At 66.9% G+C, this 16243-nt stretch carries 14 protein-coding genes and 1 pseudogene; 3 read left to right on the top strand and 12 right to left on the bottom strand.

From position 1 onward, the window contains the following. Positions 1 to 7: 7 nt before the first annotated feature. The 5 genes from FBY33_RS11865 to tdh form a co-directional block, all read right to left on the bottom strand. On the bottom strand, positions 8 to 796 hold the full coding sequence (locus tag FBY33_RS11865) for a DeoR/GlpR family DNA-binding transcription regulator (RefSeq protein WP_142030746.1): 789 nt from the start codon (positions 794 to 796) through the stop codon (positions 8 to 10). Positions 797 to 897: 101 nt separating this feature from the next. Continuing rightward, positions 898 to 2109 (bottom strand): imidazolonepropionase, encoded by a 1212-nt coding sequence (gene hutI, locus FBY33_RS11860; protein WP_142030745.1) that lies wholly within the window; start codon positions 2107 to 2109, stop codon positions 898 to 900. A gap of 11 nt (positions 2110 to 2120) precedes the next feature. Then, a complete protein-coding gene (locus FBY33_RS11855; RefSeq protein WP_142030744.1) occupies positions 2121 to 3266 on the bottom strand; it encodes an NAD(P)/FAD-dependent oxidoreductase in 1146 nt (381 codons plus the stop codon). A gap of 40 nt (positions 3267 to 3306) precedes the next feature. Further along, positions 3307 to 4503 (bottom strand): glycine C-acetyltransferase, encoded by a 1197-nt coding sequence (locus FBY33_RS11850; protein ID WP_142030743.1) that lies wholly within the window; start codon positions 4501 to 4503, stop codon positions 3307 to 3309. Positions 4504 to 4511: 8 nt separating this feature from the next. Further along, complete coding sequence (tdh, locus tag FBY33_RS11845) at positions 4512 to 5558, bottom strand: L-threonine 3-dehydrogenase (protein ID WP_142030742.1); 1047 nt, start codon at positions 5556 to 5558, stop codon at positions 4512 to 4514. A 129-nt stretch (positions 5559 to 5687) separates the two neighbouring features. Between tdh and FBY33_RS11840 the strand changes: the two genes are divergently transcribed. Beyond that, positions 5688 to 6599 (top strand): LysR family transcriptional regulator, encoded by a 912-nt coding sequence (locus FBY33_RS11840; protein ID WP_142030741.1) that lies wholly within the window; start codon positions 5688 to 5690, stop codon positions 6597 to 6599. Between the two features lie 48 nt (positions 6600 to 6647). Here FBY33_RS11840 and FBY33_RS11835 read toward each other — a convergent pair whose 3' ends face one another. From FBY33_RS11835 to FBY33_RS11815, 5 genes are all read right to left on the bottom strand, one after another. Continuing rightward, positions 6648 to 7343, bottom strand: coding sequence for a DUF5666 domain-containing protein (locus FBY33_RS11835; RefSeq protein ID WP_142030740.1), 696 nt, complete (start codon positions 7341 to 7343; stop codon positions 6648 to 6650). A 222-nt stretch (positions 7344 to 7565) separates the two neighbouring features. Further along, on the bottom strand, positions 7566 to 9074 hold the full coding sequence (gene gatB / locus FBY33_RS11830; RefSeq protein WP_142030739.1) for an Asp-tRNA(Asn)/Glu-tRNA(Gln) amidotransferase subunit GatB: 1509 nt from the start codon (positions 9072 to 9074) through the stop codon (positions 7566 to 7568). Further along, entirely contained in the window at positions 9074 to 10648 is a 1575-nt protein-coding gene (gatA, locus tag FBY33_RS11825; protein ID WP_142030738.1) for an Asp-tRNA(Asn)/Glu-tRNA(Gln) amidotransferase subunit GatA, read from the bottom strand. The genes gatB and gatA overlap by 1 nt, the downstream gene beginning before the upstream one ends. A 2-nt stretch (positions 10649 to 10650) precedes the next feature. Beyond that, entirely contained in the window at positions 10651 to 10947 is a 297-nt protein-coding gene (gene gatC / locus FBY33_RS11820; RefSeq protein WP_043455998.1) for an Asp-tRNA(Asn)/Glu-tRNA(Gln) amidotransferase subunit GatC, read from the bottom strand. Positions 10948 to 11094: 147 nt separating this feature from the next. Beyond that, positions 11095 to 12561, bottom strand: a complete 1467-nt coding sequence (locus FBY33_RS11815; RefSeq protein ID WP_142030737.1) for a CitMHS family transporter — start codon at positions 12559 to 12561, stop codon at positions 11095 to 11097. A 200-nt stretch (positions 12562 to 12761) separates the two neighbouring features. On the opposite strand from FBY33_RS11815, the gene FBY33_RS11810 reads away from it, so the two are divergent. Together FBY33_RS11810 and FBY33_RS11805 are read left to right on the top strand one after the other, a co-directional pair. Continuing rightward, a complete protein-coding gene (locus tag FBY33_RS11810) occupies positions 12762 to 14510 on the top strand; it encodes a sensor histidine kinase (protein ID WP_142030736.1) in 1749 nt (582 codons plus the stop codon). Next, positions 14503 to 15165 carry a response regulator gene (locus FBY33_RS11805; RefSeq protein WP_142030735.1) on the top strand — a complete coding sequence of 221 codons (663 nt, stop codon included), beginning with the start codon at positions 14503 to 14505 and terminating at the stop codon, positions 15163 to 15165. Before FBY33_RS11810 ends, FBY33_RS11805 begins: the two co-directional genes overlap by 8 nt. A gap of 87 nt (positions 15166 to 15252) precedes the next feature. Here the strand turns inward: FBY33_RS11805 and FBY33_RS11800 are convergent. Together FBY33_RS11800 and FBY33_RS11795 are read right to left on the bottom strand one after the other, a co-directional pair. After that, positions 15253 to 15632 (bottom strand): annotated as a pseudogene (locus tag FBY33_RS11800) (RidA family protein). A gap of 46 nt (positions 15633 to 15678) precedes the next feature. Next, positions 15679 to 16182 carry a GNAT family N-acetyltransferase gene (locus FBY33_RS11795; protein WP_142030734.1) on the bottom strand — a complete coding sequence of 168 codons (504 nt, stop codon included), beginning with the start codon at positions 16180 to 16182 and terminating at the stop codon, positions 15679 to 15681. Positions 16183 to 16243 lie beyond the last annotated feature (61 nt).

Here is a 16243-nt window from a genome sequence, read left to right as displayed (position 1 = left end):
CCGGAAATCAGGCGGGCGCGACGATCACTTCCGTGCCGTTGGCCTCGAAGGCAGCCTTGTCCCGCGGCGAGATCCCGGAATCGGTAATGAGGCGGGTGAAGTCATAACCGTCCATGGTGGCGAAGGCCCGCACGCCCACTTTGGAGGAATCGGCCAGGACATAGGAGACCCGGGCCCTGCTGGCGAGCAGGGCGTTCACGGATGCCTCCCCCTCCCCGGTGTTGGTCGGGCCGACTTCGGGATCAATGCCGTTGACGCCGATGAACGCGATGTCCAGCACCACCTTCTGCATGATGATGTCCGTATAGGGGCCTACGAGTTCATAGGACCGCGGGTTGAGGATTCCGCCGGTCACCATCACCTTGATGTTGGGCCGCACCGCCAACTGCCCGGCAATGTTGATGGCATTGGTGACAACAGTAAGGGTGGGCTGGTTGGACGGAGCGTTCAGGTCTTCCCGGGTAGCGAGGATCTGCGCGAGCGCGGTGCTGGTGGTCCCCCCGCACAGGCCAATCACCGCCCCGGGCCGGATCAACGCCGAGGCACACTGGGCGATCTGTTCCTTGGCCTCCGCGTGGTCGTCGCGGTTGTAACGGCCGGGAAGATCGTAGGCCAGGGCGCCGGTGGTGGCGCCGCCCCGGGTACGTGTCAGCAGCCGGCGTTTGGCCAGGCTGTCCAGGTCCCGCCTCGCGGTGGCCGGGGAGACATTGAGGGTGCTGACAATCTCGTCAACCTCCACTTGCCCGGTCCTGGCCAGCAGGTCAAGGATCGCCGTCAACCGGTCAGTGCGCGTCATGCAAACGGGGCCTTTCGATACATCAGCCACCGCTGTCGATGACGTTTCCTGATTATAAGCCAAGAGAAAGAATCAGGAACAATCAGAAGCTTGGCCTGGGTCTACCGCTCCCTGACTCCCGCCCGCCACACAGCGTACGTCAACGGCATGCCCGGGCGGTAAGCGAGATGCGTCGCGGAAGGAGCGTTCAGCAGGTGAAGGTCGGCACGGTGCCCGACGGCGATGGACCCCACGGCGCGTTCCCCGTCGGCATCACTGCCGCTTTCCCTGTGCAACGCCAGCGCACCGCCATAGGTGGCTGCGCGGACGGCCTCGTGCACACTCAGGTGCATCTGGAGGACAGCGGTGGTGACGCAGAATGCCATCGAACTTGTGTACGACGTTCCGGGATTGCAGTTGGAGGCAAGCGCCACCTGCACGCCGGCGTCGAGAAGCTCACGGGCCGGGGCCAATGGCTGCCGGGTAGAGAGATCGCAGGCCGGGAGGCAGGTGGCCACGGTGCCCCGCTCACCGGTTCCCGTGGCAGCGTCCCACCCGGACCAGGAAGCCGCAAGGGCCTTCACGTCATGCCCGGCCAGGTAATTGACGTGGTCCACGCTGGCCGCACCCAACTCAACGGCAAGCTGCACGCCGGGCCCCTCGCCCAGCTGGTTGCCATGCACACGCAGGCCCAGGCCGGCGTCGCGGCAGGCTGTCAGCACGCGCCGGGATTGTTCGGCCGTGAACGCACCTTCCTCGCAAAAGACGTCGGCCCACTGGACATACGGGCGGACGGCGTCGAGCATCGGCCCGCAGACCAGGTCGGTGTACTCCTCCGGGTCCTGGCCGGCAGGAACCAAATGGGCGCCAAGGTAGGTCACCTGGTCCGCTACAGTGGCGGCGATGCGCGCGCTCCGGGCCTCATTCCCGATATCCAGGCCGTAGCCGGTCTTCGTCTCCAGGTACGTCGTCCCCTGCGAAACCGCCTCGGCAACCCTGCCCATGGCCAGGCGGGTGAGGTCGAAATCCGACGTGGCGCGGGTGGCATTCATCGTGACGGCGATGCCGCCGGCGGCATACGCCTCCCCCGCCATCCGGGCTTCGAATTCTGCAGTACGGTCCCCGGCGAACAGCAGGTGGCTGTGGGAGTCCACCCAGCCCGGGAGCATGGCCCGGCCGCCGGCGTCCACGGCGTCATCCGCTGCCGGGGCGTCCGCCGCGGCGCCAATCCATGAGATCCGTTCCCCCTCCACCACTACCGCCGCATCCTTCAGGACCCGGTGTTCCAGGTCCTGGGTCATCAGCTCGGCAATATTGGTGATCAGGGTGCTCATGGAACCATTCTTCAGCGTCGGATCGACCACCGGGTGGCAGCCAGGGCCTGCGCTGTCCGGGATGCCGGACCGTCGCCGGCCGCACTTCCAGACGCCGCATTTCCGGACGCCGCACTTCCGGACGTCGCGTGGCCGGCAAGGATCTGGCCGGCCGCCAGCTCAGCCATGGCAGCAGAAGTCTGGAAACCGTAGCCACCCTGCCCGGCAAGCCAGTAGAACCCGGGAGCTTCGGCGTCGAACCCGGCCACAGGAACCCCGTCGGCGGCTTCGGTGCGCAGGCCGGTCCAGGCCCGGCGAATTCCGGTGATCCCCAGACTGGTGACAGAGTTCAGCCTGTCCACGAGGCGTTCCACGTCGCCGGGCCGCGGCTGCGCGTCCTCGGGACCGCTGGGCACGGTTTCGGACGGTGAAATCAGTACGTCGCCGCCGTCCGGGCGGAAGTAGAACGTATTGTCCGCTGCCGCCACCATGGGGGTGGCGGCAGGCAGTGGGCGTTCGACGGCGGCAATCGCCGCAGTGCGCCGGTACGGCTGCAGCCCCAGCTTCTCCACACCGCTGAGCACCGCGAGCTCGTCGGCCCATGCACCGGCCGCGTTGACCAGGATCCCCGCCTCGAAACCCTCGGCGCCGGCACCTACCTGCCACCCGGAGCCCAACCGTTGCGCTGAATGCACGCGGGCGCCGGTGATGATGTCCACCCCGGCGGCCTCAGCGCGTTGCCGGTGGTCGGCCAGCAGCAGGGGCGCATTGCAGCCATAGGACCCGGTGTCCAGCCCGGCGGCGGCAAAGGTTCCCGGGAGCAGGGCCGGACAGAGCTCCAGCGCATGTTCCACAGTGATGGCCTGCATGTGCCCGCTGGCTTCCGCGGCGACATCCGCCTCTGAACCAACCAGCATGAAACTGCGCGGTGTCAGGATCGGTTCCGGCAGTTCCGCGTCCCGGGCCGCAATCAGCTCAAGGGTCCGGACGGTGAGCTCCTGCACTACGGGAGGGCCGTAGCTGGGGATCAGCTGGCGGGCCGAGCGGGAGGACGTGTGATACGCCAGATCCTGCTCAGCCTCCACCAGCGCAACGCTGCAGCGCCCGGCCAGCTCGGAAGCCAGGGACAGGCCGGCAATGCCGCCGCCCACGATCAGGACATTGTAATGTGCTGCCATCCGTCCATCCTCGCAGAGTTCGCGTCCCGTGGAACTCCCGTCAGGCTGCTGCTTCGGCACGGCTGGCGACGAAGGCACCCACGCACGCCTCGACGTCGTCCGCTGAATGTGCAGCCGACAGCTGGACCCGGATCCTCGCGGAACCCCGCGGGACCACGGGGAAGCTGAAGGCGGTGACGAAGACGCCGTGCTGCAGCATGCGGTCAGCCACCTTGGCGGCCATCACGGCGTCACCAAACATCACCGGCACGATGGCGTGTTCCCCGGGAAGCAGGTCGAAGCCCTCCTCGGTCATGCGGCGGCGGAAGAGCTCGGCGTTTTCGAACAGGCGGCGGCGCAGGTCGGCCGAGTTTTCCACCAGGTCCAGCGCTTTGAGGGTGGCGGCCACAATGGCGGGAGCCAGGGAGTTGGAGAACAGGTATGGCCGGGCCTTCTGCCGCAGCATGGCAACGATCTCCCTGCGGCCGGAAACATAACCGCCCGACGCCCCGCCCAGGGCCTTGCCGAACGTGCCGGTGTAGATATCCACCCGGTGTGACACCCCGGCATGTTCGGGAGTGCCCGCGCCCGTGGCACCCATGAAGCCCACGGCGTGCGAATCGTCCACCATCACCAGGGCGTCGTATTTCTCGGCCAGATCGCAGATGGCTTCCAGCGGGGCCAGGTAGCCATCCATGGAAAACACGCCGTCCGTGACGATGATCTTCCGGCGGGCGTCCTGCGCCTCCTGCAGCCGGGCCTCAAGGTCGGCCATGTCCTGGTTGGCATAGCGGTAGCGGCGGGCCTTGCACAGGCGGATGCCGTCGATGATGGAGGCGTGGTTCAGGGCGTCGGAAATGACCGCGTCCTCGGGGCCGAAGAGGGATTCGAAGACGCCGCCATTGGCGTCGAAGCAGCTGGAAAACAGGATAGTGTCTTCGGTCCCCAAGAATTTCGAGACCCTGGCCTCGAGTTCCAGGTGGAGATCCTGGGTTCCGCAGATGAAACGGACGCTGGCCATGCCGAAGCCGCGCTCATCCATGGCGGACTTGGCGGCAGTGATGATGTCCGGGTGGTCGGCCAGGCCCAGGTAGTTGTTGGCGCAGAAGTTCAGCACGTCGGCGCCCGGGCCGCCGATCCGGCCGGCGGTGATGTGGCTGGACTGCGGCGAGCTGATGCTGCGTTCGGTCTTGTAGAGCCCGGCGGTGCGGATGTCTTCCAGCTCGTCGTGGAGCTGGTCCTTGATGGAGGTGTACATGGGTTTCCTTACAGTCGGGTCCAGTCGAGGACAACTTTGCCGCCCACGCCACTGCGGGCAATGTCGAAGCCCTTCTCCCACTCGGCGGCCGGAAGGGTGTCCGTGACCACGGCGGAGATTCCGGCGTGCAGGACCGGGTTGGAGGAGAGCATGGCGCTCATGGCATACCAGGTTTCGTACATCTCGCGGCCATAGATGCCTTTGAGGGTCAGCATGTGGGTGACCACCTTGCCCCAGTCGATGGTGATCTCCTGGCTGGGCAGCCCCAGCATGGCGATCCGGCCGCCGTGGTTCATGTTGTCGATCATCTCAGGCAGGGCGGAGGGGTGGCCGGACATCTCCATTCCGACGTCGAAACCTTCGCGCATGCCGAGCTCGCGCTGGGCGTCGCGGACCCTGGTGGTGGAGACATCGATGGCAAGGTCCGCCCCGAGCCGCCGGGCCAGGTCCAGGCGGGGCCGGGAGATGTCCGTGATGGCGATCTTTCGGGCGCCGGCATGGCGGGCAACTGCGATAGCCATCAGGCCGATGGGGCCTGCGCCGGTGATGAGAACGTCCTCCCCCACCAGCGGGAAGCTCAGTGCCGTGTGCACCGCGTTGCCGAAGGGGTCGAAGATGGCGCCGAGTTCGGGGGTGACGGAGGGGTCGTGGTGGACCCAGACGTTGGTTTCGGGGATCACCACGTACTCGGCGAAGGCACCGTCGCGCTGGACTCCCACGCTGACAGTGTGAATGCACATCTGGCGGCGGCCGGCCCGGCAGTTGCGGCAGATGCCGCACACCACGTGGCCTTCACCGGAGACCCGGTCACCCACTTTGACGTCGCGGACGTCTTCGCCCACCTCCACCACTTCGCCGTAGAACTCGTGGCCGGCAATGAGGGGCGCTTCGATGATTCCCTGCGCCCAGGAGTCCCATGACTGGATGTGCAGGTCCGTACCGCAGATCCCCGTGGTCATGACCCTGATCTTCACGTCCGCCGGGCCAGCCTCAGGCTCGGGCCGGTCGACGAGTTCGAAACCGGCGTGGGAGCCGGCCTTGTAGAGGGCCTTCATTGGCGTCCTTACTTCTTGGCGTTCACATCCGAGGTCTTGTCCTCCTCATTGAAGCCCTGCCGAAGCGTTAGCACAACAAGGATCTTCTCAATCGACGGTGTAGCTACTGCTAATGATTAGACTGGGATCGTGGAAGTACATCAGCTGGAGATCCTGCGCGAACTGGGAGCACTGGGAAGTGTCAAGGCCGTGGCAGACACACTCATGGTCACCCCTTCGGCCGTATCGCAGCAACTGGCCCACCTGCAGCGGACGGTGGAGGTGCCGCTGACGCGCAAGGAGGGCCGGAACCTGGTCCTCACGGAAGCCGGCCAGGTACTCGCCGACGCAGGCGCCGCCGTCGTCAGTGCCATGGCCGACGCCCGCGGCGCCCTGAGCACCTATCACCAATCGCCGGCAGGCCGGGTGACCCTCAGCGGCTTCCACAGCGCCGGGCAGGCGTTGTTTGCGCCGCTGGCACGGATGCTGGACAAGCCGGAGCACCCCCGGATCGAACTGTCCGACGAGGACGTGGCCCAGCAGGACTTCCCTGCCCTCACGGCGCGGTACGACCTGGTCCTGGCGCACCGCATGGACCACAGTCCCCGCTGGCCCGCAGAACGGGTCGCGGTGATCCCGCTGGCGCACGAACCCCTGGACGTGGCACTGCCCGCCGGCCACCCGTTGGCGCAAAAGGACACGGTCACGGCGGACGACGTGGGCGCCGAGGCCTGGGTGACCAGCCACCCCGGCTACTCCCCCGCCGACGTCCTGTCCGCCGTCGCTGCCGTCTCCAGCCGGGAGCCGAACATCGTCCACCGCATCAACGACTACTCCACGGTGGCGGCGCTCGTGGCCGCCGGCGGCGTGGTGGGCCTGCTGCCCAGGTATACCGCAGGACCGGTCCTCAACCCGGACATCGTGCTGCGGCCGCTGGAGGGCATCAGCACGCGCCGCAGGATCGACCTGCTGGCCAGGCCGGAAAACCTGAAGCGGCGCGCCGTGGTGATGGTCTGCGAGTCCCTCGAGGACATCATGGCCGGACTGGTGCGGCAGGGCTGAGCCGGGGTGTCCGGTTTCGGAACGCCGGACCGGGCAGGGATGCGGGCCTTACTCCCCGTCGTCGTCCTGGTGGTTACCGTCGTCCTGATGGTTGCCCTGGCCCATCCTGTGTCCCAGGCCATGGCCGCGTCCCAATCCGCGTCCCAAACCAAGGCCCGGCCCATCACCGGCGCCCTTCACAACGCGCTTGGCGGTGGCCTTGTCCCCATCCTTCACGCCCGAAATGCGTACGGTGTCCCCCACGGCGATGTCCGCGATGGTTCCGTCCGCCGGCTTAAGCCGCTTGCCGCCGTCGCCCGTAGCATTTGGGCCGTTTGTCCCCGAACCATTTGTTCCTGAACCATCCGCGGCCGGGGCAGGTATAACGGTGATTTTTGTATCGCCGTTCACCGTGTAGGTCTGGGAGAAGCCGTCCTCGCTCTTGACGGTAATGGCCGAATCGCTGACAGACTCCACGGTTCCGCGCTGTTCCAGCTTGGCCTGGAACGTTCCGTCAGGGTTCTTCACAACGCCCTCGCCGTGGAGCGGCTGCGGTCGCTGGGCTTTTTTGTCCTGTTTGTCCTGCTGGCCGGGTGCCGTTGCCTTCCCGGGTGCCTTCTCCTGGCCGGGCGCCGACTGGGATGGCGACGGCGTGGGCGTGCCTGTGGCAGACCAGGCCAGGGCAGCTCCCGTGCCCGTCAAGGCCAGGGCCACTGCCCCGGCGAGCACAACCTTGCGAATCCTCGTTGGTTCCCAGAGCATCATTGCTGTTCCTCCCGCGTCCCGCCGGGGCAGCAGCACCCCGTGGGCTCCAGTGTAGGTCCGGCGCCAACGGGCAGCCACGGGTACTTTGGGCGCCCGACGCCTGAGTACTCACCACCTGCTTATGGTGCTGGTTAAACGCCGACCGGACCGCTGCCGGCATTCATCATGAGGCTCATGACGAAGCTGGCTGCGGCCCGGATCGGGTCCCTCAACAGGCTGGCGCTAGACGGTGACGCCCAGCTTCTCTAGGATCAGTTCCTTCACGCGGCCGGCGTCGGCCTGCCCGCGGGTGGCCTTCATGACGCCGCCCACGATGGCACCGATGGCCTGGACCTTGCCGCCGCGGATCTTCTCCGCGACGTCGGGCTGGGCAGCCAGTGCGGCGTCAATGGCTTCCAGGAGGGGCCCGTCGTCGGACACCACGGCGAGGCCGCGCTTCTCAACGATCTCTTCGGGGGTGCCTTCACCGGCGAGCACGCCGTCCAGCACCTCCGTAGCCATCTTGTTGTTGATCTTGCCGGCTTCCACCATGCGGCTGAGCTCCACGATGGTGGCGGGCTGGACGCCCAACTGGCCTGGGTCGACGTCGGCGGCCTTGGCCCGGCCCACGATCTCACCCATCCACCACTTCCGGGCCACGGACGCCGAGGCGCCGGCCGCGATGGTTTCCTCGATCTCGTCCAGGACGCCGGCGTTCACCACGTCGCGGAATTCCAGGTCCGAGTAGCCCCAGTCCGCCTTGAGGCGCTTGCGGCGCTCGGCCGGGGGTTCGGGCAGCGTGGCGCGCAGTTCCTCCACCCATTCGCGGGAGGCAACCACGGGGACCAGGTCCGGTTCCGGGAAGTAGCGGTAGTCGTCCGCGTCGGACTTGGGCCGGCCCGAGGTGGTGGTGCGGGTGTCCTCGTGCCAGTGCCGGGTCTCCTGGACCACGGGGTTGCCGGAGTCCAGGACGGCGGCATGGCGCTGGATTTCGTAGCGGACGGCGTGTTCGACGGCGCGCAGCGAGTTCACGTTCTTGGTTTCGGACCGGATGCCGAACCGCTCGCGGCCGTGCGGGCGGAGCGAGACGTTGGCGTCGCAGCGGACGTTGCCGCGTTCCATGCGCGCATCCGAGACACCGAGGTTCTTCACGATTTCCCGGACGGCGGCCACGTACGCCTTGGCCAGTTCCGGTGCGCGGGAGCCGGCGCCTTCGATGGGCTTGGTGACGATTTCCACCAGCGGAACCCCGGCGCGGTTGTAGTCCACCAGGGAGAAGTCCGCGCCCTGGATGCGGCCGGTGGCGCCGCCCATGTGGGTCAGCTTTCCGGCGTCCTCCTCCATGTGCGCGCGTTCGATCTCCACGCGGAACACGGTGCCGTCCTCCAGTTCAACGTCCAGGTAGCCGTCGTACGCGATGGGCTCGTCGTACTGCGAGGTCTGGAAGTTCTTGGGAGTGTCCGGGTAGAAGTAGTTTTTTCGGGCGAACCGGCAGGATTCGGCTATCTTGCAGTTCAGCGCCAGGCCGATCTTGATGGAGGACTCCACCGCCGTCTTGTTGACCACGGGCAGGACGCCCGGCATGCCCAGGTCCACCTCGTTGACGTTGGTGTTGGGCTCGTCACCGAAAACGTTGGGGGCCGAGGAGAACATCTTGGTCTTGGTGTTGAGCTCCACGTGGACCTCGAACCCCAGGACAGGATCATATTTCTCCATGGCCTCGTCGAAACTCAGGATTTCGTCAGTGTTCATTATTTTGCCTCCTGGGTTTCGAGGGTGACGGCTGCGGCGAGGTCGGGAGCCTGGGCCAGCAGCGGGCCGCCCCACTTGGCTTCGAGCAGCGATTCCAGGACCGCACCCACCCGGTAGAGGCGGGCGTCCTCGCGGGCCGGGGCCAGCAGCTGGATGCCGACGGGCAATCCGTCCTCGTCAGCCAGGCCGCCGGGCAGCGACAGTCCTGGAACACCTGCCAGGTTGGCGGGGATGGTGGCGACGTCGTTGAGGTACATGGCCAGCGGGTCGTCCAGCTTTTCTCCCAGCGGGAAGGCCGTGGTGGGGGCGGTGGGCGAGATCAGGACGTCGGCCACGGTGAAGGCGGCCTCGAAGTCGCGCTGGACCAGCGTGCGCACCTTCTGGGCGGAGCCGTAGTACGCGTCGTAGTAGCCGGCGGACAGGGCGTACGTGCCCAGGATGATGCGTCGTTTCACTTCGTCGCCGAAACCGGCGGCGCGGGTGGCACCCATGACGCGTTCGATGGTCATGGGGCCCTCTTCGGGGAGGACGCGCAGGCCGTAGCGGACGCCGTCGAACTTGGCCAGGTTGGAGGAGGCCTCGGACGGCATGATCAGGTAGTAGGCGCCCAGGGCGTACTGGAAGTTGGGGCAGGAGACCTCCACGATCTCCGCGCCGGCTTCCTTAAGGAGCTCCAAGGCATCGTTGAAACGGTTTTCGACGCCGGCCTGGTAGCCCTCGCCGTGCAGTTCCTTGATGATGCCGATCCGCAGGCCCTCCACGTTGCCGGTCTTCGCGGCGGCAACCAGGTCCGCCAGCGGGTCCGGGAGGGAGGTGGAGTCACGCGGGTCGTGGCCGCCGATGACCTGGTGCAGGAGGGCGGAGTCCAGCACGGTCCGGGTGACCGGGCCGATCTGGTCCAGTGAGGAGGCCATGGCGATGGCACCGTAGCGGGAGACGCTGCCGTAGGTGGGCTTCACGCCAACCGTTCCGGTGACGGCACCGGGCTGCCGGATGGAACCGCCGGTGTCCGTTCCCAGGGCCAGGGGTGCTTCGAAGGCGGCAACGGCCGCAGCCGAACCACCGCCGGAGCCGCCCGGGATACGGTCCAGGTCCCATGGATTGCGGGTGGGGCCGTAGGCCGAGTGCTCGGTGGAGGAGCCCATGGCGAACTCATCCAGGTTGGTCTTGCCCAGGATGGGCATCTTGGCAGCGCGGAGGCGTTCCACCACGGTGGCATCGTAGGGGCTGTGCCAGCCTTCGAGGATCCTCGAGCCCGCAGTGGTGGGCTGTCCGACTGTGACGATGAGGTCCTTGACGGCGATGGGGACGCCGGCGAGCACGTGCAGGGCCTCAGCCTCGGCTCCGCCGGCGGCGCGGATGGCGTCCACCTCGGCGGCGACGGCGAGCGCCTCCTCGGCGTTGACGTGCAGGAACGCGTTGACCAGGCCGTCCACGGCAGCGATGCGGTCCAGGTAGGCCTGGGTAACTTCGACGGCGGTGACCTCGCCGGCGGCGAGCTTCCCGGCCAGCTCCGCGGCGGACAGGCGGATCAGGGCTTCGGCGCTGGTGCCGGTGGTGTTGTTTTCAGTCATGGTTATGCCTCATCCAGGATGGCCGGGACCTTGAAACGGTTGTCATCGGAATCCGGAGCGCCGGAGAGTGCCTGTTCCGCCGTAAAGGTGTGCCCCACAACGTCCTCGCGGAAGACGTTGGTGAGCGGAATGGGGTGGGAGGTGGCCGGGACGTCATCCCCGGCGGCCTCGCTGACGGACTTGACCGAATCGACAATGACGGCCAGCTCGCCGGCCATCCTGTCCAGCTCTTCGGCACTCATCTCGATGTGAGCGAGCCGCGCGAGATGCGCGACGTCGTCACGGTTGATCGCAGCCATGGATCTCCCCTGCAAAGTTCGTAATTGTTTTCCGATCCAGTCTAGTGCGGAAACGAAGATGCCCGTCTGACGGCCCCCAGCGGGCGTCAGACGGGCACCTTCCAGACCCGGTCCTGCCTCAGGGACAGGAGCGCGGGCAGCTAAAGACTAACCGATTCCAATGGCTCCAGTCAGCAGTCCGACGCCAAGCATTACCAGGGAGATGACCGCGGTGCGCCACAGGACCTTCTTGTGGTGGTCGCCGAGGTCCACCTTGGCCAGCGAAACCAGCAGCAGGATGGCAGGAACCAGCGGGCTCTGCAGGTGGAACGGCTGGCCGGTGATGGAGGCACGGGCCATGTCGGCAGCGCCAACCCCGTAGTGCGCGGCGGTCTCGCTCAGTACCGGCAGGACACCGAAGTAGAACGCGTCATTGCTCATGAAGAACGTCATGGGGATGCTCAGGATGCCGGTAATGACGGCCATGAACGGGCCCATCGAGGACGGGATGATCTGGACCAGCCATGCGGACATTGCTTCCACCATGCCCGTGCCCTTCAGGACACCGGTGAGGACGGCGGCGGCCATGACCATGCTGACCACGGCAACGATGGACGGAGCGTGTGCGATCAGCTGGGCGCCCTGGTCCTTGACCTTGGGGAAGTTGACCAGCAGGGCGATGGCGGCGCCCACCATGAACACGAACGGCAGCGGGATGATGTTGGCCACGAGGACCACCATGACGGCGACGGTCAGGGCCAGGTTGAACCAGAACAGCTTGGGGCGCAGGGTGCTGCGGTTGGGGTCCAGCGCGGTGTCCGCCATGGCTGAGTCGTGATCATCCACCAGGGTTTCGGTGCGCTCCAGGACAGCCACGGATCCACCGGCGGGGACTGCGCCGCCGGGGTTGCCGCCCTTGCGCCCACGGCCGGAGCCGGAGGCAGCTGCAGAGGTGCCGCCGTCGGACGTTCCATCGAACTGCTCTGCAGTGTCCAGGACGCTCCAGATCTCGGGTGCGGTGGCACGGAGGCGGTTGCGCTCCTGCAGGCCCAGCAGCCAGGCGAAGGCGAAGACGACAACCAGGCCGGCCACCAGGGACGGGATCATGGGGACGAAGACGTCGTTGACGTCGATCTTCAGGGCGGTGGCGGCGCGGGCGGTGGGGCCGCCCCACGGCAGGATGTTCATGGTGCCGTTGGCCAGGCCGGCCACGCAGGTGAGGACTACCGGGCTCATCTTGAGGCGCAGGTAGACCGGCAGCATGGCGGCGGTGGTGAGGATGAACGTGGTGGATCCATCGCCATCCAGCGACACGGCGGCCGCCAGGATTGCGGTGCCCAGGACAACCTTGGCGGGGTCGTTGCCCAGCTTGCGGAGGATGAACTTCACCAGCGGGTCAAAGAGCCCGACGTCGATCATCAGGCCGAAGTAGATGATGGCGAACATCAGCAGCGCCGCGGTGGATGTCATGGACTTCATCGAGTCCATGACCATGTCGCCGATGCCGAGGCCGGCGCCGGCGAAAAGGCCAAAAACAGTAGGGACAATGATCAACGCCAGCACTGGCGTCAACTTCTTCGTCATGATCAGCACCATGAATACCGCGATCATGGCGAATCCAAGTATTACCAGCACAGCCGGCTCCTTCTTGTGAACGGCACCACAGCGTTGTGATGCGTGCTACAGACTGTAGGGTGGCGTCCGTCACGGCAGTGCCTTTGGCTCAATTGATTGGCATACTGCTTATTGGAAGCATTTTGCTCATTGTGCTCACAGCGCTTTCGCGCTGAAGCCGCGCACTTCAACAGCACCGCCAACACCGTCAAGGAGGATGAATGCAGCGTTCCGCGCCCCGGCCGCCGCTGCGGTTTTCCACCCAGACCCTGCTGCTGCAGCTGGCGGTGGTGCTGCTGGTGGTGCTGCTCAGCGCCGCCGTCCATGCCTGGCTGACGTACGACCGGGTGGGCACCGAAGCCGAAAACCAGGCGCTGACGCTGGCCCGGACCGTTGCCTCCGATCCTGAGGTCAGGGCCAACGTCCTGGCCATCAGCGAACAGCCCGGCACTCCCCCGCCCGCCGAGCTTCTGGCCGGGCCGATCCAGTCTTCAGCCGAGGCCGCGCGGACCCGGACCGGCGCCCTCTTCGTGGTCATCACCGACGAAACCGGCATCCGGCTGGCCCATCCGGATCCGCAGCGGCTGGGTGAGAAGGTGAGCACCGATCCCTCCGAGGCCCTGTCCGGGCAGGAAATCACCACCCGGAACACCGGCACCCTGGGTCCCTCCGCCGGCGCCAAGGTGCCCGTATATGCCCCAGGTACCGACACTGTGGTGGGCGAGGTAAGCGTGGGCTACTCCATGGAGACCGTGGCCCAAAGCGTGGCCCGCGACATCGGACCGGTGGCGTTGACGGCAGCGGGCGCCCTGCTGGCCGGGATCGTGGGGTCCTTCCTGCTGCGCCGCCGCCTGCAGCGGCTCACCCTGGGCCTGGAGCCGGAAGAGATCAGCACGCTGGTCCACGACCAGGTGGCGGTGCTGCAGGGGGTGGACGACGGCGTCATCGGCGTCAGTGCCGACGGCCGGGTGAGCGTCTTCAACGCCGCCGCCCAGCGCCTGCTGGAGTTGCCCGACCTGGCCGGAACACGGTGGGAGGAAGCGCCGGTTCCGGAGCAGCTGAAAGCGTTGACCCGCCCGGGCTCCGGCACCGATGTCCCCGGTACGGCAGGCTCCCCCGTGGATGCACTGGAGCTGGTGGCCGGCGGCCGCGTCCTGGTGGCGAACGCCCGCAAGGCGCTGCACCGGCGCGAGGACCTGGGCTGGGTCATCATGCTGCGGGACCGCACCGAGCTGCAGCAGCTGACCCGCCAGCTGGACGCCGTCGGCACCATGTCCACGGCGCTGCGGGCCCAGCGGCACGAGTTCGCCAACCAGCTGCACACCCTGGCCGGCTTCCTGGGCATCGGCCAGCACCAGGAGGCGCGCGACTACCTCGCCGGGCTGGCCGCCACGGGTCCGCTGAAGTTCCCGGTGGACCAGGCCGAACTGCTGCAGGACCCGTACCTTCAGGCCTTCGTGGGCGCCAAGGGCGTGGAGGCGGACGAGCGCGGCGTCGCCCTCCGCATCGGCCCGGAGACCCTTGTCCGGGGGCAGGTCACGGAGGCCCAGGATGTCACCACGGTGCTGGGCAACTTGATCGACAACGCCGTCAACGCCGCCGTGGCGGGGTCATCGACGGACCGCTGGGTTGAGCTTGAAGTTCTGGATGAGCCGGCAGACGACGGCGGCACGCTGCATATCGTGGTGGCGGACTCCGGCGACGGGCTGGCAGAAGGCACGGACGCGGAAGGCGTGTTTGCCGAAGGTTTCACTACCGCTTCCGGTCCCGTCCGCGCAGGCGGCGGGCAGGGCTTCGGACTGGCCCTGGCGCGCCAGCTGGCACGGCGCCGCGGCGGCGATGTGAAGGTACTGGAGCGCGGGACCAGGGGCGGGCCGGGTGCCGTGTTCATGGCCACCCTGCCGCATACGACGGCGGGAACATCTGCCGCCGCCACCCCGGGGGCAGCCGGAAAGGATGAGAATGGCTGATGATTTTCGGGTCCTGATCGTGGACGATGACTTCCACGTGGCCAAGCTCCATGCAGCCTATGTTGACTCGGTGGCCGGGTTCCTGGCCCTGGCACCGGTGGGTACGGCGTCTTTGGCGCTGCAGGCCATCCACAGCCTGCGGCCCGACCTGGTGCTGCTGGATGTCTACCTGCCGGACGCTTCCGGCCTGGACCTGCTGCAGCAGCTGGATGTGGACACCATCATCCTCAGCGCCGCCTCCGATGCCGCATCCCTCCGGGTGGCCTTCCGCCGCGGCGCCCTGGGGTACCTGCTCAAGCCCTTCACGGCGGAGTCACTGTCCCAGCAGCTGCGCTCTTATGCCCGGTACCGGCGCCTCCTGGGCCAGCCCGGGGCACTGGACCAGGAAGCGGTGGAACGTGCCAAGCGTTCACTGATTCCGGGCGACGTCACGCCGTCGTCGAAACCCCGCTCGGCAACCGAAGCGGCGGTGCTGGAATCCCTGGTTCCCGGTGAGCAGTACTCCGCCGCCGAAGTGGCCTCCCGGGTGGGCGTCTCCCGGGCCACCGCCCAGCGGTACCTGTCCTCCCTGGCCGACGACGGCGCGGTGGATATCCAGCTCCGCTACGGAACCACCGGCAGGCCGGAACACAGGTACGGCCTGCCGGCGCGGTGATGCAAGGGAGATATGCGCGATGCAGGCATCCGGAAGCGTGCGTCTAAGCGAGGAACGAGCGAGCACGCGGAGGATGTCTGTATCGCGTCAGGCGCTCCTTTGGGCGACCAGTTCGATCTCGACCAGCATCTTCGGGTCCAGGAACGGCAGCACGTGGACCAGGGAGAGGGTGGGGCGGATCTCCCCGAACACCTCGCCGTGGGCCCGGCCGGCTTCTTCCCATTTGCTGACGTCCGTCAGGTACAGCTTGGACTGCACCACGTCCCCGTAGGCGAAGCCGGCGTCGGCCAGCACCTTGCCGAGTTTCTGCAGGATGTACTGGGTCTGGGTGTAGAAGTCGTCCCCGACGTTCCGTCATCCCCGCTTGCCGCGGTGGCAGAGATGTAGAGGGTGTTGTCCACCTGGACGGCACGGGAATATCCGAGGGTTTGTTCCCAGACGGATCCGCTGCCGAAGGTTTTGCGCATGGGTGGCCTTTCAAAGCTGGAATGGGTCGCCACCACTGTAGGGCTGCTACAGGTCGCGCCGGTAAACCAGCAGTTTTATGTCGGTTTCGGGGACGAACCAGTCCCGTTCGGGCACGCGCTCGAAGCCGGTCTTGCGGTACAGGCCGTTGGCGCTTTCCCAGGCTTTGCCGGTGGTGAGGGACACTCCTCGGATGCCGGGGAGGGTCTTGGCGTGGCCCAGGATGGCTTCCACCATTGCCTTGCCGGCGCCGCTGCGCTGGACGGCAGGGTCCACCACCAGCATGCGGAATTCCAGCTCGTCCTGCAGCGCGATGTCCGCGTAAGGTTCACCCGACAGTGCCAGGGTGACGGAGCCGATGACGGTCCCTTCCCGTTCAGCCACCCAGATAGTGGCCTCCCGGGCGCGTGCAGCAACGTCCATGATCTTGACCATGTAGGGGTGGGCGGGGTCGTCGAAGTAGCCTGCCGACAGGTACGAGTCGCCGGTGATGCGGGCCACGGCGGGGAAATCGGCTTCGACTGCGGGACGGATGGTTAACGGCTGCTGCACCCATCAATGGTAGTGGCGGGGCGGTCCCGGTTCCGGCGGAAACGTGCTTTCCGTGATCGAA

The sequence above is a fragment of the Arthrobacter sp. SLBN-112 genome (genome assembly GCF_006715225.1).
GTDB lineage: Bacteria > Actinomycetota > Actinomycetes > Actinomycetales > Micrococcaceae > Arthrobacter.
Note: the sequence above shows the minus strand (reverse complement) of the source record. Positions and strands in the feature narration are given on the sequence as shown.